Source organism: Sphingobium wenxiniae (genome assembly GCF_007830065.1).
In the GTDB taxonomy this organism is placed as follows: domain Bacteria; phylum Pseudomonadota; class Alphaproteobacteria; order Sphingomonadales; family Sphingomonadaceae; genus Sphingobium; species Sphingobium wenxiniae.
This window is the reverse complement of the sequence record NZ_VLKK01000008.1, coordinates 1-24,932: the sequence shown is the minus strand read 5'-3', so window position 1 is coordinate 24,932 and position 24,932 is coordinate 1. Positions and strand designations below refer to the sequence as shown.

21 protein-coding genes are annotated in these 24,932 nt (G+C 64.0%); 9 read left to right on the top strand and 12 right to left on the bottom strand.

Features of this window, described 5'->3' with window-relative positions:
* Positions 1-44: 44 nt before the first annotated feature.
* The 8 genes from IQ35_RS11815 to IQ35_RS11780 form a co-directional block, all read right to left on the bottom strand.
* Positions 45-1,925, bottom strand: coding sequence for an ABC transporter ATP-binding protein (locus tag IQ35_RS11815; RefSeq protein WP_145073750.1), 1,881 nt, complete (start codon positions 1,923-1,925; stop codon positions 45-47).
* Between the two features lie 4 nt (positions 1,926-1,929).
* Positions 1,930-3,654 carry an ABC transporter ATP-binding protein gene (locus tag IQ35_RS11810; protein ID WP_242003338.1) on the bottom strand — a complete coding sequence of 575 codons (1,725 nt, stop codon included), beginning with the start codon at positions 3,652-3,654 and terminating at the stop codon, positions 1,930-1,932.
* Between the two features lie 98 nt (positions 3,655-3,752).
* Positions 3,753-4,811 (bottom strand): ABC transporter substrate-binding protein, encoded by a 1,059-nt coding sequence (locus tag IQ35_RS11805; RefSeq protein WP_021244840.1) that lies wholly within the window; start codon positions 4,809-4,811, stop codon positions 3,753-3,755.
* 12 nt (positions 4,812-4,823) lie between these two features.
* Positions 4,824-6,185, bottom strand: coding sequence for an LLM class flavin-dependent oxidoreductase (locus IQ35_RS11800; protein WP_145073744.1), 1,362 nt, complete (start codon positions 6,183-6,185; stop codon positions 4,824-4,826).
* Between the two features lie 57 nt (positions 6,186-6,242).
* Positions 6,243-6,989, bottom strand: coding sequence for a class II aldolase/adducin family protein (locus IQ35_RS11795; protein ID WP_145073741.1), 747 nt, complete (start codon positions 6,987-6,989; stop codon positions 6,243-6,245).
* Positions 6,990-7,006: 17 nt separating this feature from the next.
* Positions 7,007-8,116, bottom strand: a complete 1,110-nt coding sequence (locus IQ35_RS11790; RefSeq protein WP_184204911.1) for an ABC transporter substrate-binding protein — start codon at positions 8,114-8,116, stop codon at positions 7,007-7,009.
* A gap of 161 nt (positions 8,117-8,277) precedes the next feature.
* Complete coding sequence (locus tag IQ35_RS11785) at positions 8,278-9,384, bottom strand: sigma-54 interaction domain-containing protein (protein ID WP_184204914.1); 1,107 nt, start codon at positions 9,382-9,384, stop codon at positions 8,278-8,280.
* A gap of 83 nt (positions 9,385-9,467) precedes the next feature.
* Positions 9,468-10,532 carry an ABC transporter substrate-binding protein gene (locus IQ35_RS11780; RefSeq protein ID WP_145073738.1) on the bottom strand — a complete coding sequence of 355 codons (1,065 nt, stop codon included), beginning with the start codon at positions 10,530-10,532 and terminating at the stop codon, positions 9,468-9,470.
* Between the two features lie 372 nt (positions 10,533-10,904).
* On the opposite strand from IQ35_RS11780, the gene IQ35_RS11775 reads away from it, so the two are divergent.
* From IQ35_RS11775 to IQ35_RS11745, 7 genes are read left to right on the top strand one after another with little or no spacing between them, the layout of a single operon-like run.
* Positions 10,905-11,972 (top strand): ABC transporter substrate-binding protein, encoded by a 1,068-nt coding sequence (locus IQ35_RS11775; protein ID WP_242003337.1) that lies wholly within the window; start codon positions 10,905-10,907, stop codon positions 11,970-11,972.
* Positions 11,972-12,778, top strand: a complete 807-nt coding sequence (locus tag IQ35_RS11770; protein ID WP_021244833.1) for an ABC transporter permease — start codon at positions 11,972-11,974, stop codon at positions 12,776-12,778. The genes IQ35_RS11775 and IQ35_RS11770 overlap by 1 nt, the downstream gene beginning before the upstream one ends.
* Entirely contained in the window at positions 12,775-13,545 is a 771-nt protein-coding gene (locus IQ35_RS11765; protein ID WP_242003336.1) for an ABC transporter permease, read from the top strand. The genes IQ35_RS11770 and IQ35_RS11765 overlap by 4 nt, the downstream gene beginning before the upstream one ends.
* 14 nt (positions 13,546-13,559) lie before the next feature.
* Positions 13,560-14,414, top strand: coding sequence for an ABC transporter ATP-binding protein (locus IQ35_RS11760; RefSeq protein WP_145073732.1), 855 nt, complete (start codon positions 13,560-13,562; stop codon positions 14,412-14,414).
* Positions 14,414-15,022: a nitroreductase family protein gene (locus IQ35_RS11755; RefSeq protein ID WP_021244830.1), complete on the top strand. Its 609-nt coding sequence runs from the start codon at positions 14,414-14,416 to the stop codon at positions 15,020-15,022. The genes IQ35_RS11760 and IQ35_RS11755 overlap by 1 nt, the downstream gene beginning before the upstream one ends.
* Complete coding sequence (locus IQ35_RS11750) at positions 15,019-15,981, top strand: LLM class flavin-dependent oxidoreductase (RefSeq protein ID WP_145073728.1); 963 nt, start codon at positions 15,019-15,021, stop codon at positions 15,979-15,981. Before IQ35_RS11755 ends, IQ35_RS11750 begins: the two co-directional genes overlap by 4 nt.
* Before the next feature lie 11 nt (positions 15,982-15,992).
* On the top strand, positions 15,993-17,150 hold the full coding sequence (locus IQ35_RS11745; protein WP_145073725.1) for an LLM class flavin-dependent oxidoreductase: 1,158 nt from the start codon (positions 15,993-15,995) through the stop codon (positions 17,148-17,150).
* A 98-nt stretch (positions 17,151-17,248) separates the two neighbouring features.
* On the opposite strand, the gene IQ35_RS11740 is transcribed toward IQ35_RS11745, so the two are convergent.
* A complete protein-coding gene (locus tag IQ35_RS11740; RefSeq protein ID WP_242003335.1) occupies positions 17,249-19,585 on the bottom strand; it encodes a TonB-dependent receptor in 2,337 nt (778 codons plus the stop codon).
* A 460-nt stretch (positions 19,586-20,045) separates the two neighbouring features.
* On the bottom strand, positions 20,046-20,990 hold the full coding sequence (locus tag IQ35_RS11735) for an SDR family NAD(P)-dependent oxidoreductase (RefSeq protein WP_145073722.1): 945 nt from the start codon (positions 20,988-20,990) through the stop codon (positions 20,046-20,048).
* A 369-nt stretch (positions 20,991-21,359) separates the two neighbouring features.
* Here IQ35_RS11735 and IQ35_RS11730 point away from each other — a divergent pair, with 369 nt between their 5' ends.
* Both IQ35_RS11730 and IQ35_RS11725 read left to right on the top strand, forming a co-directional pair.
* The gene (locus IQ35_RS11730; RefSeq protein WP_158636664.1) at positions 21,360-21,752 is read left to right on the top strand and encodes a hypothetical protein; all 393 of its coding nucleotides are present in this window, start codon (positions 21,360-21,362) and stop codon (positions 21,750-21,752) included.
* A 55-nt stretch (positions 21,753-21,807) separates the two neighbouring features.
* Positions 21,808-22,572 (top strand): tyrosine-protein phosphatase, encoded by a 765-nt coding sequence (locus tag IQ35_RS11725; protein ID WP_158636663.1) that lies wholly within the window; start codon positions 21,808-21,810, stop codon positions 22,570-22,572.
* A 46-nt stretch (positions 22,573-22,618) separates the two neighbouring features.
* Here the strand turns inward: IQ35_RS11725 and IQ35_RS11720 are convergent, their stop codons facing one another.
* Positions 22,619-23,875, bottom strand: a complete 1,257-nt coding sequence (locus IQ35_RS11720; protein WP_021244823.1) for an MFS transporter — start codon at positions 23,873-23,875, stop codon at positions 22,619-22,621.
* 777 nt (positions 23,876-24,652) lie between these two features.
* The coding region (locus tag IQ35_RS11715) for an integrase core domain-containing protein (protein WP_145073713.1) at positions 24,653-24,932 on the bottom strand (280 nt) is incomplete at its 5' end.

Sequence of the window (24,932 nt, the reverse complement as noted above, 5' to 3'; positions counted from 1 at the left end):
CTTTCATCCTTGTCACGGCATCCCGGCTGTATGTCGTCCCGCGTTCAGGCGGAGGGAACATGGTCCTCGTCGGGATGGCGTTGGCGACGCGCGAGTTGAGGGACAGGCCCCAATCCCGCGGATCGCTCATAAGCGCCGTAAAGGGCGGCATAATGCCCGCCCGCCGCCGCCAGCGTTTCATGCGGCCCCAGTTCGACGATGCGCCCGTTTTCGATCACCGCGATCCGATGGGCCGATCGAATGGTTTCCAGCCGGTGCGCGATCACCAGTGCCGTGCGCCCCTCGCACAGGACGCGCAGCGCCTGTTGAATGCGTCGTTCGGTGCTCACGTCGATGGCCGATGTGGCTTCGTCGAGCACCAGGACCGACGGGTCGGCAAGATAGGCGCGGACAAGGCATATGAGCTGCCTCTGCCCCTGGCTGAGCTGACTGCCGAGCGCACCGACTTGCGTGGCATAGCCATGAGGAAGCGATTGCAGAACGTCATGCGCGCCGATCCGCCGCGATGCCGCGATGAGTTCGTCATCGCCCGCCTCCGGCTTCGCCAGCCGCAGATTGTCGAGCACGGTGCCGCCGAAGAGGACATTGTCCTGAAGAACGACACCGACATGGTTTCGCAAGCTGCGTTCGGAGATGGTGCGGATATCCTGCCCATCCAGCAGGACCGCGCCCTCATCCGCATCGTAAAATCGTGTCAGCAATTGAACCAGAGTGCTTTTGCCATGGCCCGTCGGCCCGACGATCGCCAGCAGCTCACCAGCCCCGATCTGAAGGTCGAGCGCGCGAATGACCGGCCGGCCGGGCCTGTAGCCGAAGCTGACATTGCGAAACTCGATTTCTCCCCTGACCGCCGGCAGCGACAATGCGGCGGGGCTGTCGGTGATTTCCGGCTTCGTATCGAGCAGCAGGAAGATGCGTTGCGCGCAGGCCGTGCCGTTGGCGAAGCGCTCGAACAGGTCGCTGAACTCCTGCAAGGGCGCCAGGAAGAGAAAGACGTAGAACAGGCTTTGCGCCAGCTCGCCAAGGGTGAGCGTGCCCAGCGCGATGCCCCTGCCGCCGACCACCAGCGTCAGCGCCAGCCCGGCCGTGGTGAGCAGTCCGGTGAACGGCGCGAACCAGCCCGAACGCACCGTGCCGAAGATCAGCGACCTGTTGAAATCCTCCAGCAGTCCGCGATATTTCGCCAGATTTTCCTGATCCCGCCCGGACTGCTTGATGAGGCGGACGGCCGCCACGGTTTCGACGAGATGCGCGGTGAAGCGGCTGCGATTTTCCGCAACCTTTGCCCAACTGCGCTGCGACACGCGCTTGAACAGCAAAGTGGCGATGAGGAGTATGGGCACGACCGCCGCCAGCCCCGCGAGCAGCGACGGCGCGATCAGCCACAACAGGAAGCCCGAAAGGCACAGGCGCAAAATGGCGGACAGGAACTCGGGCGGCCCCTGGATCAGCAGCGGCTCCAGCGTATCGACATCGCGGTCCGCGCGGGCGATGATGCGGCCCGCCTTGGTGCGGTCGAAATAGCCGACGCTCAGCGTCTGGACATGGGCGAAGACGCGCGTTCGCAGATCGTTGAGCACGCGGATCGCCGCGATTCCCGCATAATATTGCGAAAGCCCGCCCAGGGCGAAGCGCAGCCCCCATGTGGCGGCAAGGCCGACGCAGGCCCATGCGATGATCGGCGCGTCGACGCCTGGGCCTGCCTGCCGCAGGCCCCGGTCGATGACGAAACCGATCAGCAAGGGCCGCGCGAAGATCGCCAGCACCTGCACGATCTCGATTCCGATCACCGCCGCGATCTGGCGCCATATGGGCGCGATCAACGGCAGCAGCCTGCCCACGACGCTCTGATTCAGCGCGCGCTGCGAGAATTTCTCTTCCAGTTCGATGTCGGAAAGGGCGCTGTCGCCACGAAATGCGTTCATGCCGTCATAGTCCCATCAGCGCGCGATAGGCCGCGTTGTCGTTCGCCAGTTGCGCGTGCGTCCCCTCCGCGACGATGCGCCCTCCCGACAATAGGGCGACGCGATCCGCGGCAAGGGCGGTCGACAGGCGGCTCGCCACGATCAGCATGGTCAGCGGCCGCGCCCGTCCATTCCGCAGACTCCGGATATTGTCGATCGCCCGCCGCTCGGTCCGCGCATCCAGCGCGCTGGTGGCGTCGTCCAGCACCAATATGTCGGCGTCGGCGAGCAACGCGCGGGCAAGGCATACGCGCTGCCTCTGCCCGCCCGACAGCGTGGCGCCGCGATCCCCGACACGGGTTTCCAGCCCGTCGCCAAGGCGGGAAAGCAGTTCCCCGGCCGCCGCCTTGTCCAACGCCTCGTGAAGTTGCGCATCGGTGGCGTCGGGCGCGCACAGGCGCAGATTGGCGGCCAGCGTATCGGAAAAGAGGAAGCTTTCCTGCGGGAGCACATGAACGCGGCGGCGCAATTCACGCAGGTCGCCCTCGCGGACATCCTGCCATCCCTGCGCCTCTGACCCCAGCTCGACGCGTCCCTCATCCGCCTCCACCAGCCGGGGAAGGAGGGACGTCAGCATGCTCTTGCCCGATCCCGTGGCCCCGACCAGCGCAACGACCTCGCCCGGCCGCACTTCCAGATGGAGGTCGCGCAGCACGGCGGCGCCGTCGCCCAGCGGAGAAGCCGACACATGCGACAAACGGAAGCCGATCGCCCCGGCGGGTAAAGCCTTGCCGCCCGACTGGATCACCGGCTCGGCATCCAGCACCTCCCAGATGCGCGCGGCCGATGCGCGGGCGTCGGCGATCACCTGCAACAGGCGGCCGATCCCTTCGATCCGCAGGACCAGCATATTGACCACCAGCATCGCCGCGACCAGCGCGCCCAGGCCCAGCGTTCCATGCGCCACCATCCATGCCCCAAAGCCCAGCACCCACGCATGGGACAGCGCGATGATCGTCTGTGGCAGCGGAACCCGGCGGGAGGCATGGCGGATTGCCGCGCGCGCTTCCGCCCGGAACAGGTCGACATGGCGCTGGAAGCGGGCCGTGCGCGCTTCGCCGAGGGAAAAAGCCTTGATGACGCGAACGCCGTTGATCCCTTCGGACAGGTCCTGCGTCACTGCGTCATAGGCGTCGCCGATCCGCCGATCCAGAGCGACCAGCGCATCGGCTTCCGACCACAGCATCGCTATACCGGCCAGCAGAAGCAGGGCGGGCGCCAGCGCCAGCCAGGGTGAATAGACCCATAAAAGCCCCAGCGAGATGGCGATTATCAGCCCCGTCTCGAAAATCTGCCGCCAGAAATTGATGAGCGCGTCGCGCACCTTGTCGGCGTCGCGGGTCATGCGCGTCACCATTTCACCCACGCCATGCCGCCAGTGATAGGCAAGGTCGAGCCGCTGGATCTGGACAAGGATACGCTCGCGCAAGATGGTCAGCAGCCGCTGCCCGATGGAGAGGGACAGCAGGCCCGCGCCATATTGCACGGCCGCGCGGGCGAGCGAGAGGCTGAGGAGAAGCGCCACCCAGAACCAGGCGCGATCATAGTCGAGCAGGCCGTCCGGGCCGATGCGCACCAGCTTGCCATGTTGCGCTTCCTGCACGGCATGGCCGACCAGCACCTGCTGCCCGACCAGCGCGATATTGACGCCCGCCAGCAGGGTGGCGGTCAGCAGGAACCGGCCGGGCATCTCTCCATAAATGGCAAGGCAGCGCAGCAGAGGGCTGCGTCGCAAAAAAGCGTCCGGCACTTTCACCCTATCCCCCATGATTCCGGTGCCTTCGCCACTCAGACGGCAATGGGCAGCGCTTGCGCGGCTTCCAGCGGCCGCGCGTCGATCCAGTCCCGCACGTCGAAGCTCTGCGGGATGAAGTTCCAGCGATGGAGGAAATCGGTGAAGTCCTGGATCGCGGCCACCGACTGTTCGGCCAGATCGGTCTTCAACCTTTTCTGCGCGTCCTCGCCATAGGCGATGCTGACCCAATATTCGCTGCTGTTCGTCTCGCGCGCCAGATAGCGGCGAACCTCCGATGGGTGCGCCTGTGCCCACGCCTCCGCGCGCAGCACCTGCTCCACGATGGTGACGGCGGCGTCGAAATGATGGTCGATCAGATGGCCGTCCACCGCCAGCGTGCGCGGCGTGCCGTTATTGGCGCGGACCAGCGGATCGGGATGGACGCCCGTGTCGATCACCGTCGTCAGCCCGAACTGGTGCGCGACCTGCGCCCCATGTGCCCCTTTTAGGAAAATGGCGTCCACTTCCCCGCGCAGTAGCGCGATCAGTTCCAGATTATTGGCCCGCGCCCGGCTGGTGCTGCGCCCGTTCCAGGCGAGCGTGCCGCCGATCGTTTCCGCCTGACCCTCGCTATAATGGGTGTCGATGTCCTGATCGACGATCTCGACATCGGCGACTTCCAGTCCCTCCAGCCGCAGCGCGTTTTCCAGGCCGCGAACGGCCTGCGCGCGGGAAAAGTCGATTTCCACATTCTTCCAGTTGGGCAGGCCGAAGCGGCGTCCTTTGAGATCGCGGACGGACGTGATGCCGGATTCCGGGCTGGCGAGGATCAACTGCGTCTCATCCGCCCAGGACAGGCCGATGACGCGCGTATCGCGCCCCCGCGCCCGCGCGCTGATCGCCGGGATGTTGCCGCCATGCCGGACGCTGTTCCGGACAGTGTGCGAGAAATGCGACTCCCGTTTGGAAAAATCGCTGGATTCCAGCAGCGACGACAGGCTCGTGCCTTGCGCGCGGAAAGCATCCTCCAGCCACCCCTGCTGGATCGCGATGCCAAGGCCGGTCGGCACCGGGCATCGTGTGTACCAGAGCGTATCGAGTTTCTCGGTCATGACGAAGGACTCCTATTGGGCGGTTTCAAGAATAGGCACGGCGGCGCGCGCCGTGCGGTCGTTGGGATTGGCGGGGCGCGGCAGGTTCAGATGCTCGCGCAGGGTGTTGCCTTCATAGTCCGTGCGGAAAAGGCCCCGGCGCTGAAGCTCCGGCACGACAAGGTCCACGAAATCCTCCAGCGAACTGGGCAGCAGGGGCGGGATCAGGTTGAAGCCATCCGCCGCATCCCGCTCGAACCAGTCCTGTATCTGGTCGGCGATATCGACCGGCGTTCCCAACACCACGCGATGCCCACGCACCGCATTGAAGCGCAGGAAAAGCTGCCGGATGGTGAGGTTCTCCCGCCGCGCCAGCGCGGTCAGTTGCCGCCAGCGCCCCTTGCCATTCTCGGGCTCCGGCAGGTCGGGCAGCGGCCCGTCGAGCGGATAGGCGCTCACATCCTGCCCCATCAGGTTGAGGTCGCCCGCAAAGTCGACCTTCTCCTCCAGCGCGCCGAACTTGTCCTGCGCTTCCTGAAGGCTGGAGCCGATGGTGTAGGACAGGCCCGGCATGACCTTGAGCGTATCGGGATCGCGGCCATGGCTGGCGACGCGCGCCTTCACATCCTTGTAGAAGGCTTGCGCATCCTCGATGAACTGGGCGGCGGCATAGATCATCTCGGCATGGCGCGCGGCGAAATCGCGGCCGGTTTCCGAATTGCCCGCCTGCGCGAACACCGGATAGCCCTGGATCGGGCGCGGCATGTCGAGCACGGAATCGATCCGGTAATAAGGCCCGCGATAATGGACGGGGTGTACGGCATCGGCGTTCAGATAGACGCCGCTCTCCTTGTCCGCGCCGTCGAAGGCGTCGTCTTCCCAACTGTTCCACAGCGCCTTGGCCAGTTCCACGAAATCGTCCGCGCGGGCATAGCGTTCGGCATGGCTGGCGGGCTGGTCGATGCCGAAGCTTTTCGCCGCGCCGTCGGCCAGCGAAGATACGATGTTCCACCCGGTCCGCCCGCCGCTGATATGGTCGAGCGAGGCGAAACGGCGGGCCAGCGCATAGGGCTGCTCGAAATTGGTGTTCACCGTCGCCACCAGCCCGATATGGCTGGTGATGCTGGCGAGCGCGGAAATGACGGTCAGCGGCTCGAAGTCGAGAAAGGCGTGGCGCCGCTCGATTCCTCTGGTGCTGTCGCCGCTCTGGCCCACGAAATCGGCGAAGAAGGCCGCGTCCAGCTTGCCGCGCTCGGCGGTGCGGACCAGATCGGCCCAGTAGCGGAAATCGGGCTTGCCGGTGCTGGCCGTTCCCGGCTGGCGCCAGGCTCCGGGATGATGGCCGTGACGGGTCAGGAAAACGGCGAGCGCGAGTTGGCGCTTCTTGTCACGCATGGGGGATAGCTCCGAAAGGGGCGCTCCGGCACCGTGGATGAGGTGCCGGAGACTGGGTCATTCCGCCGCTTCGACGGCGGGCTGGGGCAGGTGGATGGTGCCGTCGTCATCGACGCGCGCGTCGGGCGGCACCAGCTTGCCCATCTTCCACTGCTGTTCCAGAACGCCGGGACCAAAGGGCTGCGACCCGCCCAGCGCTTGTCCCAGAATCTGGAACTGCGCGCCTTCCTCCAGCAGCACGATAGTGTTGGTGAGGTCGCGAATGCCTTTCCAGCTCCAGATGGTCGCGCCGCCATTGGCCTCCACGATGCCGGGCACGTCGCGGTCTTGCTCGATCGAAGCGAGGATGAAGTCCGCCTCCAATTGGCGGCGGTCGATATAGACCGGCAGCTTCGCGGTGAAGCGGAAACGGCGGTTGGGCACATAGAGCAGAGGCAATTCCTGATGCGCCTGCGAATAGGCGCCCAGATGCGGCGTGTGGACGTGGCTGATCGCCTTAAAATCGGGATATTTCCTGAAGATCTTGAGGTAACGGGCCTCGCCGCCCGTCTGCTCGCCCCACAGGCGGTTGCCGTCGAAATCGATGACGCTGACACGCGGCTTGTCGGGATCGTCTTCCCACAGGCCCGCATAGCTCAGCGTCACGATCTTGTCCTCTTCGGGCACGCGCACGGCAAAGCCCAGCGTCCCGCTCGCGGAGATCGTCCGCGTTTCGCGGAGCAGCCGGAAAGCGCGGCGCGCATCGTCCGCCGCCTGCGTGATGAAGGCAATGACGTCCCTGGATAATCCTGATGTGTCGGACATGGCTTATTTCCTTGCGGTTACAGAGTGGGAAGGGGTGTGCGCTGTTCGTTCAGTGCCCTTGCAGCCTCCAGCGGGCGCGGATCGACCCAGCCGGACAGCTCGAAATCGGCGTTGAGAAAGCCGTGGGTGAAAAGGAATTTCTTTTGGCTGTCGAACAGGGCCAGCCGCTCCGCGTCCAGCGTGGGATGCAGCCCCTCGTGCAGGCGCGCATAAGCCTGATCCACGGCCTGCGGGCTGCCTTCGGTCTCATATTCCAATATGTCCCGCAGGCGGTCGGGCTGCTCCGCCACCCAGTCGGCGGCGCGCAGCGTGACGGCTAGGAAGCGCACCAGCAGATCGAAATGATCGTCGATCAGGCTCTGGTGCACCGTGATCGGGCGCGGCGTGCCGTTGTTCACGCGGAAGCGCGGGTCGGGCAGCGCATCGAGGTCGATAGCGACGACCAGCCCGGCCTCGCGCGCCTGATCGAGCGCCGCCGCGCCCTTCACATAGATGGCGTCGACCTTGCCCTCGACCAGAGCCTCGATCGGCCAGAGCCGGCCCACGCCGCTGCGCCGGCTCTGGCCGCGGGGCAGCAGGTCGCGCCCGCTGCCGCCGATATTGCGAAGCCGGTCGGGCGTTTCCACCAGATCGACATCGTCGAAGCTCAGCCCGGCGGAGGCCAGCGCGCCCTTATATCCCGCCAGCGACATGCCGCGCGCGATGCTGGTGCCGCGCACATGGCTGGGAATGTCATTATGGCTCCACCCCGGCAAAGCCAGCCGCTTGCCCTTGAGGTCGGCCGCCGACACAATGCCGGAATCGGGCCGGGCGAGGATGAGCTGGCTTTCCTCGATCCAGGTCAGGCCGACCAGCTTCGTCGGCTCTCCCTGCGCGCGTGCGGCGATGGCCAGCATGTTGCCGCCTTCGCGGATCAGGGTGGGCAGGCGATGGTCATAGTGATGGCGGCCAAGGTCCGACCCGGATTCCTGCAATGTCCGCAAGGCGATGCCGTCCGCCTCGAAACTGTCGGTCAGCCATCCCAGTTTGTAGGCGATGCCGGTCGCGGTCGGCACCGGGCAGCGGGTGAACCAGATTTCGTCGGGCCGGTTGGCGGATGCGGCTTTGGGTTTGAGCAGTATCGACACGGCGCGTTTTCTCCGGACTTGTGTTGTCCGGTAGTTTCGCAAGAGCCATGCCAACCCAAAAATGGCTGATTTCAGCCGATTTCCGTTACACCATCGAAGCAGGATTGTGGGATATTGAACAGCGCGCCTGTTGGTTTTTCACCCGCGCGCCGTTTCCGATTTCAGATCAGTCCCAGATTCTTGAGGTGCGTCCGCACCACATTGCGCGTGACGCCCAGCGCTTCAGCCGTCTTGATCTGGTTTTCATTGCATTGGCGAAAAGCTTCCCGGACGGTAAAGGCGACCAGCCGATCGAGCAGATCCGCATGCTCCCCTTTCAGCAACCGCCCGACAAAGGGGCGGGCGGCCTCTTCCAGCGACGCGAAACCGGAAACGGCATCCCCCATTTCCAGCAGGTTGCCCAAAGCAAGGTCGGTGGGCTGGATGCGCCCGTCTTCGCAGATCAGGGTGGCCCGATGGATAGCATTTTCCAGTTCGCGGATATTGCCGGGCCAGTCATGCTGGAACAGGACCTCTTCGGCCGCCGCGCTCAGTTCCAGCCGATTGGCCCGCAGCCGCGTACCGTAGATTTCCAGAAAATGCCGCGCAAGGGGCAGGATGTCCGCGCGCCGTTCCCTCAGCGGCAACAGGGGGATGGAAACGACCTGTAGCCGGTAGAAGAGATCGGATCGGAAGCGCCCTTCGTTCACCGCCTTCTGCAATTCGACATTGGTGGCCGCAATGACCCGCACATTGAGCGGCACGGCTTTGCGCGATCCCAGACGGATCACCTCCCGCTCCTGCAACACACGCAGCAGCTTGACCTGCAACGGCAAGGACAGGTCGCCTAGCTCGTCCAGGAACAGCGTTCCGCCATTGGCAGCCTCGAACCAGCCCGGCCGCGCGACATGGGCGCCGGTGAAAGCGCCCTTCTCATAGCCGAATAGTTCGCCTTCGATCAGGGATTCGGAAAAGGCCCCGCAATTGACGGCGACGAACGGCGTATCCGCCCGGTCGCTGAGGCTATGGACATAGCGGGCGACCAGTTCCTTGCCCGTGCCGGTTTCGCCCATGATGAGGATGTTGGCATCGCTTGGGGCCACCCTCTCGATCAGCGGGAGCAAGGCGCGCGAGCGCGGGTCGTTGAAGATCAGCGCGCGGGCGCGCGGCCCCACGGCATGATGCGTCTCGCAATCATAAGCGAGAAGAGGGCGGCCATCGCCGTTGGTGGCGGACACAAGCCCCACGTCCGAACGATCGCTGGAAAGGGTCTTCGAGATGCTCGTCATAGCTCCTCCATCTCGGCCAGGAGGATAACAGCTAATTGTCTTCCAGTTTAGTAGAAATTAAATCCGTTCGCCTAGCTGAGCTTTCAGAGCGGCGGCCGGACCGGTGGAGCGCATTGCGCCCGCCGCTTCAGAACGGCGTTGAGCGGCCCGCCGCAAATCCAGCCGTCCACGTCCACGGGCGACTCCAGAAAGCCATGAAGCCAGAGGAAATTGGCCTGGATCTTCAACATCTCCACCCGGTCGTCCGAAAGGTCCGGATGCAAGGCCCGATGGAAATTGTTGCGATAGGCGGCGTCCACGCCTTCCACCCCCGCCAGCGTTTCTCCGGCAAGGATGCTTTTCAGCTCCACAGGGTTATTGGCCGCCCAATCGGCCGCGCGCAGGCTTTGCTCCAGGAATCTTTCGACCAGTTCGGGATGATGGTCGATCATATGCTGGTGGACGATGATGGGTCGGGGCGTCCCATTGTTCACGCGCGCAAGACGGCTGGGATAGGCGTCGAGGTCGATGCCGATGTCCAGCCCCAGCCGCTGCGCGGCTTCGGCCCCCGCCGCGCCCTTCACATAGACGGCATCGACCCGGCCTGCCGCCAGCCACTCCAACCCCAGCCAGAGACGGCGCATCCCTTCCACGCTGGCGCGCTCCACGGGTGGCGCGGGAATTTCCGTCAGTTGAACATCGTCCAGCGTCAGTCCGCCAAGCGCCAGCGCGCTTTTGATGCCGTGCAGCGCCATGCCGCGCGCGATGCTTTCGCCGCGGGAACGGGCATAGCCGGGAAGGGCGAACCGCAACCCCTTGAGGCCGGCAGGATGCAGCAGCGGCGTGTCCGGCCTCACCATGATGGCCTGTCGCTCGTCGATCCATGTCAGGCCGATGACGCGCGTGGCGGCTCCCAAGGCTCGCGCCGCAAGCGCCTGGATGTTGCCGCCTTCGCGAAACAGATGGCGCGCTTGATTTTCCGGGTCGCTTTCGACCAGATTCAACCCCTGCTCAAGGACGCGCTTTATAGCAATGCCGTCGCGGACGAAGGCCTCCGCCATCCACCCCTTCGCGCAGGCGATGCCGGAAGCCGCCGGGATCGGGCAGCGCGTCACCCACAGGTTGTTCGGCACGACCGAGGCGCCCGGTCGCTCATCTCTGTTCGGCATCCTCATCTCCAGACATCGGTCAGCCTCCGGCATGGCGGCGCCGGCCCAGACCCACCATATGTCCAGGGCCATTCGCAAGGCCCATGCCAAAATTTCGCACTTTCATACCGCCGACCGAATGGCCCGATTGCGCGCGAGCATGGCGGGTTTACCGCTTCATTTGGCGCACCATGGCTCCTCCGCCTGCGTCAAAATCAGCAGACAGCCGCCGCCGCCGCCCAGACGACCCGCGCAGGACAGCCGAACTCCGGGTTTGGCACATCCCATGCATGTTCGCCGAGCGAGCCTTTCCAAAAATCGATCTGGCAGCATGGAGCCTCCCTAGCGGCATATCTGAACAAGCGTTCCCTCCTTCCGCGATTCAAAGACAGGTTGATCCTTGCCATGGCGCTGCTCGCCAGCACGCTCATCGCGGGGTGCAGCGGATCAGGGAATGCCGATGGCGCAGGCGCGGTGAAGACGGTGACGATCGCTTCCATCGCTTTTCCCTATCAGGGCAAGCAGGTTTTCAACGGCCTCAACGGCGTCGTCATCGAACAGGGATGGCTGAAGGAGCAACTGGCCAAAAAGGGGGTGGATCTGGTTTTCTCGCCCGTGTCCACCGCTGTCGGCGGGCCGCTCATCAATGAAGGGTTTTCCGGCAAACGGATCGATTTCGCCGCTTATGGCGACTTTCCCGCGGCCATCGCGGTGGCTGGCGGCGTCCCGCTGAAGATCGTCGCGCCCGTCGGGCAGGGTCAGGACGTCTATCTGGTGGTCCGCAAGGGATTGCCGGCGAACAGCCTCGCCGACCTCAAGGGCAAGCGGATCGCGCTTCATCGCGGCAGGCCGTGGGAACTGCCCTTTTCCAAGCTGGTCGACAGCAAGGGCCTGAAGCTGGACGATTTCAGAATCGTCAACATCAATCCCGCCGCGACGCCCGCCGCTCTGGAATCGGGTAGCGTCGACGCTGCCGTGCTGATGTCCGATGGCCTGCTGTTTGAACAGAAGGGCATTGCGCGCGTCATCTGGTCCACCCGGCAGGCGCCCGCCGACTGGCGGATGCGCGCTGAACTTTTCGGCCGCAAGGACTTCGTGGACGTCCATCCCGACCTGACGCAGATCGTTGTCGAAGCCTTCGTCCGGGCGGCGGCATGGTCTTCGGACGAAGCCAACAAGGCGCAAGTCATCCGCGATACCGCGCGCGGCGCGATGCCGGAAGAAATCGTGGCAAAGGATTATGCCAATTCCGACATTCCGTGGCGTGAGCGTTTCTCCCCCATATTCAGCCCGGCGCTCCGCACCCATTATCATTCCGTCGCCGACTATGCGCTGGAACGCGGGCTGATCCGCAACAAGGTCGATGCAGACGCCCTGCTGGACGACCGTTTCGTCAAACAGGCGCTCAAGGATTTGAAGCTGGAGGGTTTCTGGTCGCAAAGTGCGCAGGAGCAGCGCTGATGGCGACCCGCGCCTTCGATTATCAGATCCTCGCCCAGACGGGCCGCACTTTCCGTCTGGAGCGCCTGCCGCTCAGTTCCTTCGTGGCACCGCTGGCGTTGCTGGCGCTTTGGCAGCTTGCCTGTCTCACCGGCCTGTTCCCCCCGCAGGTGCTGGTGCCGCCCAGCGGAGTCGCGAAAGCCCTAGCGGACATGACCGCATCGGGCGAATTGCAGCGGCATGTCGGCGACAGCCTGCAAAGGCTGCTGATCGGCTTCGTCATCGGCGCGCTGGCGGGCATGGCGTTCGGCGCGACGATAGCGCTTTCGCAGCTGGCCGAGGCCGCCTTCTCGCCCACATTCCTGACCCTGTGGCAAGTCCCGGTCATCGCTTTCGTACCGATGATGGTCATGTTCCTGGGCATTGACGAGCCTTTCAAAGTGGCGGTCGTGGCCATAGCTTCCTTCTTTCCCATGGCGCTCGCAACCTTCGACGGCATTCGCGGCGTGCCCCGCAACTGGTTCGAGGTCGCGAAAATCTATCGCCTCCGCCTGTTCCAGTTGATCCGGCGCATCCTGCTGCCCGCGACGGTGCCCGCCATATTGACGGGCCTGCGCATATCCCTGACCCGCGCCTGGGTCGTGCTGGTGGCGGCCGAACTTCTGGCGGCCGACAGCGGCATCGGCCAGATGATGGAAATGGGCCGCCAGCTTTTCCAGATCGACGTGGTGCTGGCCGGCGTGATCGTGAGCGGCCTGATCGGCTTCCTCCTCGATCGCGGCGCGCGCTGGATAGAAAGCCGCGCAAGCCGATGGAGGACGGCATGAACGGCTGGCTCGCCCGTTTCCCCGTCAGGGCCGCCATCGGCCTTGTCGTCCCGGCCTTGCTCATCCTCTGGTGGCACTGGCGGACGAGCGCCCAGATCGCGACCTTCGCGCCGCCCGCCGCGGTGGGTAGGGCGCTGGCGGAACTGCTGCACAGCGGCGACCTGCTGCGCGACACGCTGTCGACCCTGAAGCGCGCCTTTGCCGGTCTTGCCATCGGGGCGCCGCTGGGCGTCGCTGCGGGCGTCGCCATGGGCATCTGGCGTCCGGTCGACCGGACGCTCGGCCCCCTGCTCCACGCACTGCGGCAGGTGCCGATGATCGGCTGGCTGCCGCTCATGGGCCTGTGGTTCGGCGTGGGCGAAGGCACGGAGCTGATCGTCATCAGCATGTCGGCCTTCTTCCCGTCGATGCTGAACAGCCACGCCGGTGTCGCCCAGGTGGAGCGCCGCTATCTGGATGTCGGCTCCATCCTGCGCTTCAACACGGCGCAGCGCATCCGCTTCATCCTCCTGCCCGCAGCGATGCCGCTGGTGCTGACGGGGATCACGCAGGCGCTCGCCTTTTCCTGGATCGCGACCATCGGCACGGAACTGCTGACGGGCGCTGGCTCGGGCCTCGGCGTCGCGATGAGCCAAGCGCAGGTGCAGCAGCGCCTGGACGTCATGCTGGTCGTGATCGCCGTCACCGCCGCGCTGGGTTTCCTCATCAACCAGATTTTCCGCCGCCTGCGCCAGTCCCTGCTGCGCTGGCAACCTTCGGTCCAATGACAAGGAGACAAGGCATGAGTCCCTATCCCCATGCGCGCGAAGACAGGCCGCCCACCGCCGCGAGCCGCGGGGCGCTGACCATCAGCGATCTCGACAAGAGCTTCCAGATCGGCGGGCAGGCCCGCCGGATTCTGGACAATATCAATCTGGACGTGCGGCCCGGCGAGTTCGTCAGCATCGTGGGGGCGTCCGGATGCGGCAAGTCCACGCTGCTGCGCCTGATCGTCGGCCTCGACACCGACTATAGCGGCGAATTGCGGCTGGACGGCGAACGCATCGCCACCACCAGCCTGGACCGGGGCATCGTCTTTCAGGACCATCGCCTGTTTCCGTGGATGACGCTGGAACAGAATATCGAGCTGGCCTTGCTCAACACGGACACGCCCAAGGCGCGGCGCGCCCGGATCGTCGCGGATCATATCGCGCTGGTGAACCTTACCGGGTTCGAGAAAGCCTATCCACACCAGCTTTCGGGCGGCATGGCGCAGCGGGCCGCGATCGCCCGCGCGCTGGTAACGGAGCCCAAGCTGCTGCTTCTGGACGAACCGCTGGGCGCGCTCGACGCGCTGACCCGCGTTCATGTGCAGAATGAATTGCAGCGCATCTGGATGACGCAGCGCTCCACCATGGTCATGGTGACGCATGACGTGGAAGAAGCGCTCTACCTGGGCGACCGCGTGATCGTGATGTCGCCCAATCCGGGCCGCATCCGCCATATCGTCGAAGTAGACCTGCCCCATCCGCGCGATCGTCGTTCGCCGTTGCTGCACCGGTTGAAGGACGAAATATTGGCGGAACTGACGTCGGGCGCGGATGCCGAGGAAGCCAGGGACAATCTGGTCCACCTTCCCAGCCGGGAGGTGCGCTGATGAGCCGCATTGCCGATCATCCCGTCGATCCACTCTTCACCGACCGCTGGTCGCCGCGCAGCTTCACCGGCGAGGCCGTGCCCGATGCGGTGCTCAGGAGCGCCTTCGAAGCGGCGCGCTGGGCGCCGTCCGCCATGAATGCCCAGCCCTGGCGCTTCCTGATCGCGCGTCCGGGCGATGCGCATTGGGAACGCTATCTGGACCTGCTGATGCCGCGCAACCGCCTGTGGGCGGCGCGTGCGTCGGCCCTGGTCCTGATCCTGTCCGCGCTCAAGCTCGACCGGCGCGGGGAGACGGTGGACAATGTCTCCCACAGTTTCGACGCAGGTGCGGCGTGGGCGGCCTTCGCCCATCAGGCGTTGCTGCTGGGCTGGCATACGCATGGCATTGGCGGTTTCGACCGCGCGGCAACCCGCGAACGGCTGAATATTCCCGACGATTTTGCCATCGAAGCCATCATCGCGCTGGGCCGCAAAGGTGAGATAGAAGGCCTGGACCCGGAATTTCACGCAAGCGAAGCGCCCAACGGCCGCCGATCCATCCATGAAACCGTGTTCGCCGGCACGCTCGCCACACCCGCCTTTGCAGAGGAAAGGGACGCCGCATGACCCTCAACATCCACTGGCGGCTCGACCCCGCCGCCGAACCCCTACGGTCCGAACCGGGCACGGAGCACGCGCTGCCCGCCTTCATCCGCGACCGGCGCGCGACAAGCCGCAATCGCTTCGACTATTATGTGCAGGTCGCGCGAGCCGTGGCGCAGACCGCCTTCGATGGCCTGTTCGTGCGGCATCGCAGCGAGGCGGACGAAAGCCGGATCATCGCGGCCATCGTCGCGCGCGAAACACCGCGCCTGCTGGTGGTGCCCGAATTTCCGGCCTCCGTGGGATCGGCGGTCTATGCCGCCAAGCAGGCGGCCACCTTCCAGCGCGCCACCCATGGCCGTCTGGGCTGGGCGATCGCAGCCGAAGAAAACGCCGCGAGCCGGGAGGCAGAGGCGGACTTCGTGCCGGACGAGGACCTGCGGCAACGGCTGGACGAATTCTTGACCGTCGCGCGCGGCGTGCATCGGGATCGGCCCTTCACCTTTCAGGGCAGGCATTTCGAGGTTCTGGACGGCGGTTTCGAAGCGCCCCTCAACCAGCATCGATTCCCCAAGCTCTTCCTGCAGGGCGAGGATGACGGGGCATTGGCCCTGTCCGCACGCCATGCCGATGTTCACCTCTTTGCTCCTGGCCCTGTCGACGTGCTGGCTGAGCGCATCGCCACGCTGAACACACTGACTGCGGTAGAAGGACGTCAGGTCGCCGCTGGTCTGATCCAGCCGCTACTGGTGCGGGAAGATCGCGACGGTGCCGAAAACGATGTCCAGCATCTTCCACTCGCGTCCGGCACGCTGGTCGCCTCCTATGACGAGGCGGCCGATCAACTGGCCGCTTATGCCGCGGCGGGCGTCACCGAACTGCTGCTGGAAGCGGTGCCCACGCTGGAGGAAGCCTATCGCGTCGGCCAGCATCTTTTGCCTCGCCTGCGCGCCCGCACCGGCGCGGCGCGCAAGGCGGCCTGAAGGAGAAAGCCATGTCCATCGACTTCTATTGGCGCCTGCCGACGCATGGATGCCATAACAGCCTGCACACCAGCGGCTATGAGCGCGGCGACTGGTCGCCACTCAAGCCCGGCAATATCGCGCCCGGTCTTGGCCGGGACGGGGAGCCGGACGGCTTCACCTATATCGACCACCTCACCGAAATCGCGAAGGCGGCGGAGAGCGTCGGCTTTCTGGGCGGCCTCATCCCCTCCTTCCCGAATACCGACGACCCATGGGTCATCGCACCACTATTGGCGCGCGAAACTCGCAGTTTCCGTTTCATGATCGCGTTCCAGCCCGGTTTCGGCAACCCCGTCCACACCGCCCGCATGGCCGCAAGCCTGCAACGCGCGACGGGCGGACGCCTGCTGTTCAACATCATCACCGGCGGCGGAGGCCCAGCCCAGCTCTGGTGGGGCGACAGTTTCGCCCATGACGACCGCTATGGCAGGACGAGCGAGTTTCTGGACATCTTCCGGGGCGTCTGGGATTCCCCGAACGTCTCCTATGACGGCCGCTTCTACCAATTGCGCGGCGGCGGCCTGCCGCCCCTGCTCCGGCGCGAGGAATTTCCCGAAATCTGGTTCTCCGGATCTTCCGACGCCGCCTTGCGGACGTCGGCGCGCCATGCCGATTATTATCTGTCGTGGCTGGAGCCTTTCGACCAGCTCGGCGACAAGTTCGCGCGCGTGAAGGAACGCACGGCCGCTCTGGGCAGGGAACAGAAATGCGCCGTTCGCGTGGACCTTGTCGCGCGCGCGACCGAGGAGGAAGCATGGCGCGATATCCGCATCGGCTTTGAAAATGTCAGCGAGGAAACCCGCCAACGCTGGCGCGGCCAGCCGACGGACTCGGTCGGCGCATCGCGGCAGGCGGCGCTGCGCCCCACCGACGCGCGCCGCTATGACGAACTGATCGTCGCGCCCAATCTATGGGGCGGGTTCAACCTGTTGCGAGGCGGTCCTGCCCTCGGGATCGTGGGCAGTTACGAACAATGCGCGGCGCGGCTCGCCGATCTGATCGCGCGCGGCGCCGACGCCTTCATCCTCGCCGGAACGCCGCATCTGGAGGAAGCCTGGCGCATCGGCGAGGAAGTGCTGCCCCTGCTGGGCCGTCAGGCGCGCACGCTGTTGGCCGCCGCCGAATAAACGTCTTTCAACGCCCATGACAAAGGGCCGGGTCAATGCCCCGGCCCTTTGTCATGCCGCCGTGGCAGGCCGGGGACACGCCCCGGCCCGCCTTGCTTTCAGAAGCGGAAGAACACCGCTCCGCCCGCGGTCAGCGGATCGGCCCATGCCACCGTATCGCCGGTCACGCCCAAGGCCGGATTGGCGCCCGGAAGCGCATGGTTCAGATAGCGCACGTCGAACAGGTTGTTGACGAACCCCGTGACGCTGATCCTTTCATCCCTGGTCGTGTAAGTGACCCGCACATTGGTGAGCGTGTAGGGCTTCTGCGTCAGATAATAGCGGTTCACCTTGTCCTGTGGCGTCACATAATAATATTGCCGCGAAGTGTAGCGCGCATCCGCCGCAAGCTCGATCTTGCCCAGGTCGCCCACGGCGAAGCTGTAGGATGCGCCCGCGTTCAACGTGACCTTGGGCGAACGCACGAACTGCGCGCCCGCCAGATTCGCGCCGCCGTTCAGTACCTGGAACGTCTTGTATTCCGTATCCAGCAGGCCCAGCGCCGCATTGAACTGCAGCCCTGCCACAGGCGCGAAGGTCAGTTCGAATTCGGCCCCGTCCACCTTCGCCTTGGCCGCGTTCTGGAGGTAGGAGACGGTCGCGCCGCCCACGGCTCCCGGATTGGGGCCGACGACATTCACCTGCACATCCTTATAGTCATAATGGAAGGCCGTGGCATTGAAGGTCAGGCGCCCGTCGAGCCAGCTCGACTTGTAACCGGCTTCATAGGCGTCGAGTTTTTCGGGCCGGACGGCGATCAGCGCGACGGGCAGGGTTGCCGCCGTATTGAACCCGCCCGACTTCACACCGTGCGAGAATTTCGCATAAAGCAGGTTATTGCGGTCGATATTCCAGGACGGCGTGATGTCATAGGTGAACGCATCCCATGTGCGCTTGAGCGACCCGCTGAACGTCCCCGGCCCGCCATATGTCCCGGTATAGCTGTTCCACCACTGGGCATAGTTGCTCCATCCGGTAGCATCCGCCGTGGGCGAGGACAGCCGGTCGAAGTCCACCTTCTTCGTCTCGCGCGTCCAGCGGCCACCCAGCGTCAGCTTCACGCTGTCGGTGAAGGCAAAGGTGGCGCTGCCGAACACGGCGCCGCTTTCGGCTTTGTGCCTATAGATGGTGTCGCTGAAGGCGTCCGGCGCCGTCGTTCCCGCCAAAGCCGGAACCGAACCCTGCGGCAGCGTGGCCGAATAGCTGTTGGAGCGGATATCCTCGTTGAAATAGAAAAGACCGATGATCCAGCTCAGGCGATCCTTCTGGGAGGATGCAAGGCGCAGCTCCTGCGTCCATTGGCTGGACCGGGCCCGCGAATAGCTGCGCGAGATTTCCAGCGGCGTATAATCGCTGTCCCCCGCCCCACGCGTCTTGAACCGCTCATAGCCGGTGATCGACGTCAGCGTGAAGTCGCCAACGTCCCAATCGAGATGCAGCGATCCGCCGAACTGCTTGCTGCGGCTCCATTCCAACGCGTTGGTGCTGATGTCGTTGATGTCCGTCGATGGCGCATAGCCGTTGCGGACCGCGCCATCGGCGGCATAGCTGGCCGTGGTCCAGTAGGTGCCGTCCGTGTCATAATCGCGATAGTGGACGCTGAGCAGCGCTTCCAGCGTATCGCTCGGCTTGGCGAGCAACTGCCCGCGCAAGACGATATCCTTGACCTGGCTCGACTTATCGCCGGTGAAGAGATTGTCGAACCGCCCGTCGCGATCGTCGAAGCGGAAGGAGACACGCGCCGCCAGCCTGTCGTCCACAAGAGTCGTGCCGACGCCTGCCTCGGCGATCTTGTCGTCATAGCTGCCATATTCCAGCTTCACATAATTATCGTCCGAACCGTTCAGCGAGGGCCGTTTGGAAATGACGTTGATCGCGCCGCCGGTGGTGTTCTTGCCCCATAGCGTGCCCTGCGGCCCGCGCAGCACTTCCACGCGCTCCAGATCGAACAGCGGCAGGCCGGTGGCGCTGGCGTTGCTGATATAAACATCGTCCAGGTAAAAGCCGACCGGACTCGCAAGATCGAGTTGCTGCTGCCCCGCGCCCACGCCGCGAATCCACCAGCGCGGGCGGCCATGCTGCTGCGTGCCCGCCGACGCGTTGGGAACCAGGTTCAACACCTCATTGGCCGAGCGGCCTAGCCCGCCTACGGTGAAAAGATTCCTGTCGAGCGCGGTGACCGCGACCGGCACATCCTGCAACCGTTCTTCGCGGCGTTGCGCGGTGACGACGATGCCGCCCGCTTCCGCGGAATAAGCGTCGGCCGGCACGGTTTCTTCGGGAGCCGCCGGAGCCTCATTGGCATAGCCGATACCTGCGTGGCCAGCTCCCAGAATGGCAAGCGCACCTGGGCCGACGACCCGGGTTGCTTGCAGAAAGATCCTATTCCTAAACAATGAGCTTCCCCCAATGGTGAGTGCGCCCAGGCTGATGCGTGGGCAAGACGGGGAACTCTCAGCAAATGGCGTGCCATTTACGTAATATACTGATTTTACACAATTATTATGAGAAACATCAGCGCTTCGTGGTTGAAAATGCACATGGCGGACAGGCTCATTGCTCTTTGAGCAACACCGGAACCGCCAGCCAACCGCCTTTACCGGACATCGGCACAGGCGGAGCTTTGCCTCTCCGATGGCAAGGCTTTCGGCAGCCCTCCATGATTCAGGGCTTCAGGGCCGCGCAGAGCTGCCGGCATGTCGATTATTGTTCAGCGGAATCTTCCCGATTGCCACGCAATAGTCGTTGTCCAAGGGGGGGGGGCGAGATCTCGTCCGAAACGAAGCCCTCCCTTCGATCCCTTCACCCGGCTGACGCGCGCGATCCGTTCGCCGCCCACCCCGGCCGGCGCCGGGGCTATGTGTCGAAGCGCTCGCCCGCGAGTTCTTCGGACAATGACCACAGACGCGCAGCCGCCGCCTTGTCCATCGCCGCGCTGCGGTAGCCGAACGTCGCCACACTCGCGGGATCGTCGTTCACGGGCGCGAATCCGCAATCCTCCAGATAGCGCCCAGTCACCCCTTCCAGATCCGGAGACACGGCGGCCCAGACCTGGGTGGCCGCGCCCTGTGGGATTTCCTTGACGAACATGCCGGAACTGCCAATCGTACCGGTCCCCCCGATGTGCCGGAAAAGCGGGGTCTTGACCACGCCCGGCATGACAGCGTTCACGGTGACGCCCCTGTCCTTCAACTTATCCGCCAGTGCGACGGTGAACAGGATGTTCGCTGACTTCGACTGCCCATAGGCGATGAAGGCATCATAATCCTGATGCTCGAAATGGGGATCGTCGAAGTTCACCGGCGCGATCTGATGACCCGAAGAACTGAGATTGACGATGCGGGAGGGTGCTGCGGCAACTATTGCGGGAAGCAATATACCGGTGAGAATGAAGTGCCCCATATGATTGCCCGCGAATTGGGATTCCCAGCCCAGGCTATTGCGTTCGAGCGGAGGCGCCATGACGCCCGCATTGTTGATCAATATGTCGATCCGGGGTGCGATTTCCAGGATGCGCCGCGCCGCGGCCCGTACGCTTTCGGGTTCGGCCAGCTCCAGCATAACCGTATCGACCCGCGCGTCCGGACTATTGGCGCGAAGACGCTCGACGACAGCGGCCAGCTTTTCCTGGCTACGGCCGGTGATGACGACATGCGCGCCGGCGCCTGCCATGACTCGCGCGCTTTCCTCACCAAGGCCAGCAGTTGCGCCGGTAATGACGACCACTTTGCCCGAAAGATCAATCTTTCCAAGCGCCTCTTCTGCCGTCGACTCGCGATCGAGCACATTTGCCATCATCATCTCCTGTCCTGTTCGCGTCATGCAGCATCGACAGGCGCAGCCGTCAAGCCGCAGCAGGCATGTATCACATGGACGTAATTACGACCTTCGACAGCGCTATCGCGGCTCCAGATGCCGGGCGAGAATCCTCGCTTGGGCAAAGCGCAGTTCTTTCTTACCCGGCCCCGGCATGTCTTCGAGATATTGAAAAATCGCGTGGCCGAGGAAGTGTTCGGCCGAAGGTTCGACCAGCGTCCGTCCAAAACGTCCGGAAGATGACTCTTCACATCACCGGCATTCCATCGCAAGCTCGATAACCTCAGCGGACGCTTGTAGTCGGGCGCCGTCATATTGATATGGCACCCGACAAAAGCCGGCATGGAGAGTGATGTGGATGTAGCGGGCCGTATCAGCGAGAATATGCGGGCTGATCCAGCCACGAACGCGATGGAATTTGGCGGGCGCTGGCGGAGCTGGGGTCAGTTGACGGCCTTCAGCAATTCGCTCGAAGGCTGGCTGCGAGGGGAAGGGATATCGCAGAATCTGGCGATCGGCATCGTCGCGCGCAACCGCCCCGCGCATGTCGCGGTGGCGGTGATCGAGCGGCATCCGGCACATAATCCGACCGCCGGGGAACTGGACAGCCACCTGCGCGACCGCCTCGCCTCGCCGCAAATCCCGGCCAAATATCTGATCGTCGATGCCCTGCCCTATACCGCCTCCACCAACGTCAATCTGAAAGCCGTGCGGGAACTGGTCGAACAGGCCGTGGCGCAGGCGTGAAGGAAGCAGCCTTGAACGGGCACGGCCAGCAATCGAATGGACCCGCATCCTGCCATTGACCAGCGTCAACAACTTCCGCGACTATGGAGGCTGGCGCACGAGGGATGGGGCGCATGTGGAAAAAGGCGTGTTTTTCCGCTCCGCCCACCATGCGCGGGCAAGCGCGGCGGACGAAGCGCGAATCGCGTCGCTCGGCATCCGCACCGTCGTCGATCTGCGCCGCGCCCCGGAACAGCGCCGCCAGCCGACGGTCTGGCTGGAACGTCTGGGACTAACTGCCCTGACGTCCGGCGATATGGTCGATGCCTCCGAACATGCGCCCCATATCCTCGCATTGCGCAATGCCCCCCAAGGCGGCAGCGGCATGCGGACCTTCATGATCGATCACTATCGGGACCTTCCCTTCGAGCCGCAGCATATCGACCTGTTCCGTCGTTATTTCCAGGCGCTCGCCCATGCGGAAGGAGGCGTCCTGATCCATTGCACCGCGGGCAAGGACCGCACCGGGCTGCTCGCCGCCTTCACCCACCATCTGCTCCAGGTGCACCGGGACGATCTGATGGAAGATTATCTGCTGAGCAATGTCGCGGGCAACATCGACGCCCGGCTCCCTGCTTTGATACGCGGGCTGAAGGAAACCTACGAGATCGCCGTCGACACCGAAGGCGCCCGCACGGTCCTGACGGTCGAACCCGCCTATCTGGCAAGCGCATGGGACGCGATCGCGCAGCGATGCGGATCGATCGATGGCTATATCGTGGACGTGCTGGGCGTGGACGGCGTAACCGGGGACCGTATTCGCGCCCGCTATCTCACCTGATCCGCCGGGTCTTTGCCTGCGCCCCGCCTGCCCAATGGCCAGCCAATCAATCGACGGCTGCGGATGCGCCTTTGGGCAACCGGGCCGGCGGTGGCGCATCGCTGTGATAAAAGAGGATCGCAAGCATTCCAGCTCCCACCAGCCCGGCAAAAACCGTCAGCGGCAGGTGATAGCTGCCGCCAATATCGCGGAGCAGGCCCACGCTGACAGGCGCCAGCGCGGAAATCTGCACGCCGGTAAAGGCAATGCCCAGCACCTTGCCTATCGATCCCGATCCGAATTCGCGCGCCAGCATAACCGCCAGCAGCGGCATGATGGCGGCCGTTCCCAATCCGATCAGCGCCGATCCCAGAAGCATCGTCCGGAAATTCGCCAGCATCAGCGCACAGACGCCCAGGGCGATGAGCAAGGCCGCAAGGATGAACACGATCCGGGAATCGAATTTGTCCACGACAGCCGCCCATCCGAACTTGGCCAGGAAACTGGCGACGGCATAGCTCGCGAGCAGTTGCGCGCCGCCCGTGATGTCCATTTCCATGTCATGAGCGATCCCGCCCATATGATATTGCACGCCCATGGTGACGAACACGAGGATCATTGCCGCCCCGGTGGCCACCAGGAAGTTGCGGTTGGCCAGCAGGGCCCTGACAGGCACCATGGCTTGAAGAGCGGATGACTGAGGCTGCATCGATCCCGCCGCTTCCTCGCGCAACAACGCCTCTGTGGGCGGCCCTTGCAGGCCGATCAGCACCGCGGGCAGCAACAGCGCGGCCCACAACGCGGCAAGCAGCAGCAGCACATCATTATAGGTCATGCTGCGCATCAGAAAACCGATCAGCAGCGGCACGACGAAACCGCCGATGGACGATCCCATCGTCACCAGGCTCAGGGCTGCCCCCCGACGTCTTACAAACCATTTCGCGGCAATGATCTGTCCGGCCAGCGGGCCGGTGAGTTGCTTGGCAAGGACGAAAAGCGTGCCGAAAATCATCAGGAGCTGCCACAATTGCGTTGCAAGCGCCATGCCGACAAGCCCGACAAGAAAGGCAAGCAATCCAATCACCGTGGCCTGACGGGCGGAAAAGCGATCCAGGATTATCCCGATCCCCGCGCTCGACAGCGCCACGCCGACCTGCCCGAAAATCGGCGCCAGCATCAGGGCCGTGCGCGAAACGCCCAGTGCTTCGGAAATGGGGACCGCCATCACGGCGAATGCATAAATGATCGTGCCGATGACACCGACCTGGAGCGAGATCATCACTCCGACGACATTCCAGCCGGGATACCAAGGCGCATGCATCATGATCTCTCCATTATATTATGCATTCAGGATGAGCTTACCTCGCCCCATGACAACCCGCCGCCCTATCCGCCTATATGATGCTCCACCGAAACGATCTGCCCCAGACGATCAGAAGGCCGGCGTAAGAATCTGCAATCGATCCTCGGCGGCATTCCGCAGAGTTCGACGGTGATAATGACTCGACCAACGATCTGTCCAATACTTCGTTGATCATCAATGCCGGCAAGGCGCGGGTTCAGGGCATCGAGGTCGACGGCGTGCTGTCGCGATGGAAAACCTAACTTTCACCTTCGGCGGGGCCTATCTGGATGCGAATACACTGATCTCACTTCGCCTCCGGTCTTCAACAGCATCTTCCCGGCGCCAAAATGCTATAGCTCACCGAAAGGGAGCTTCAGTGCGTCGGGCCGCTATACGCTGCCCTTCGCGCAACATCGGCAAATAAGGGATGAGCCGCCTGTAGTAATTACGGCAATGCAACCCCATATAGGATTTATCGCACTCCATGCCCTAGGCGCCGGTGCGGCTGAGAGACGGCGCGTGCTCCCACTCCATCTTGTCCAGCGAGCTTGCAAATGGACGGATGGGGACGCGCCATAATATTTACGCGCATCGCTCGCGGGTTCTCCGCCAGTTAACAGCGAAGCTCGATACGATGCGCGAACACAAGGCCGGTTTGCAGACGCAGCAACGAACTTCGCCTTGATTTGATCCTCGCGGCGCTCGACTGCTTCGATGTGAACCGCCCCGGGTTTGTCGGAGGCCATTTGGTTTAAGTTACGCAGCCATGGGTTGGTCGTCCAGCATGGCATAATATCGTTCTTCGGCTTCGGCGGGCGGGATATTGCCGTTGGGCTCCAGCAGTCGTCGGTTGTTGAACCAGTCGACCCATTCCAGCGTGGCATATTCGACCGCTTCGAACGACCGCCATGGGCCTCGCCGGTGGATCACCTCGGCCTTGTAAAGGCCATTGATTGTCTCGGCCAAAGCGTTGTCATAGCTGTCGCCGACACTGCCAACCGACGGTTCGATACCGGCTTCGGCAAGGCGCTCGGAG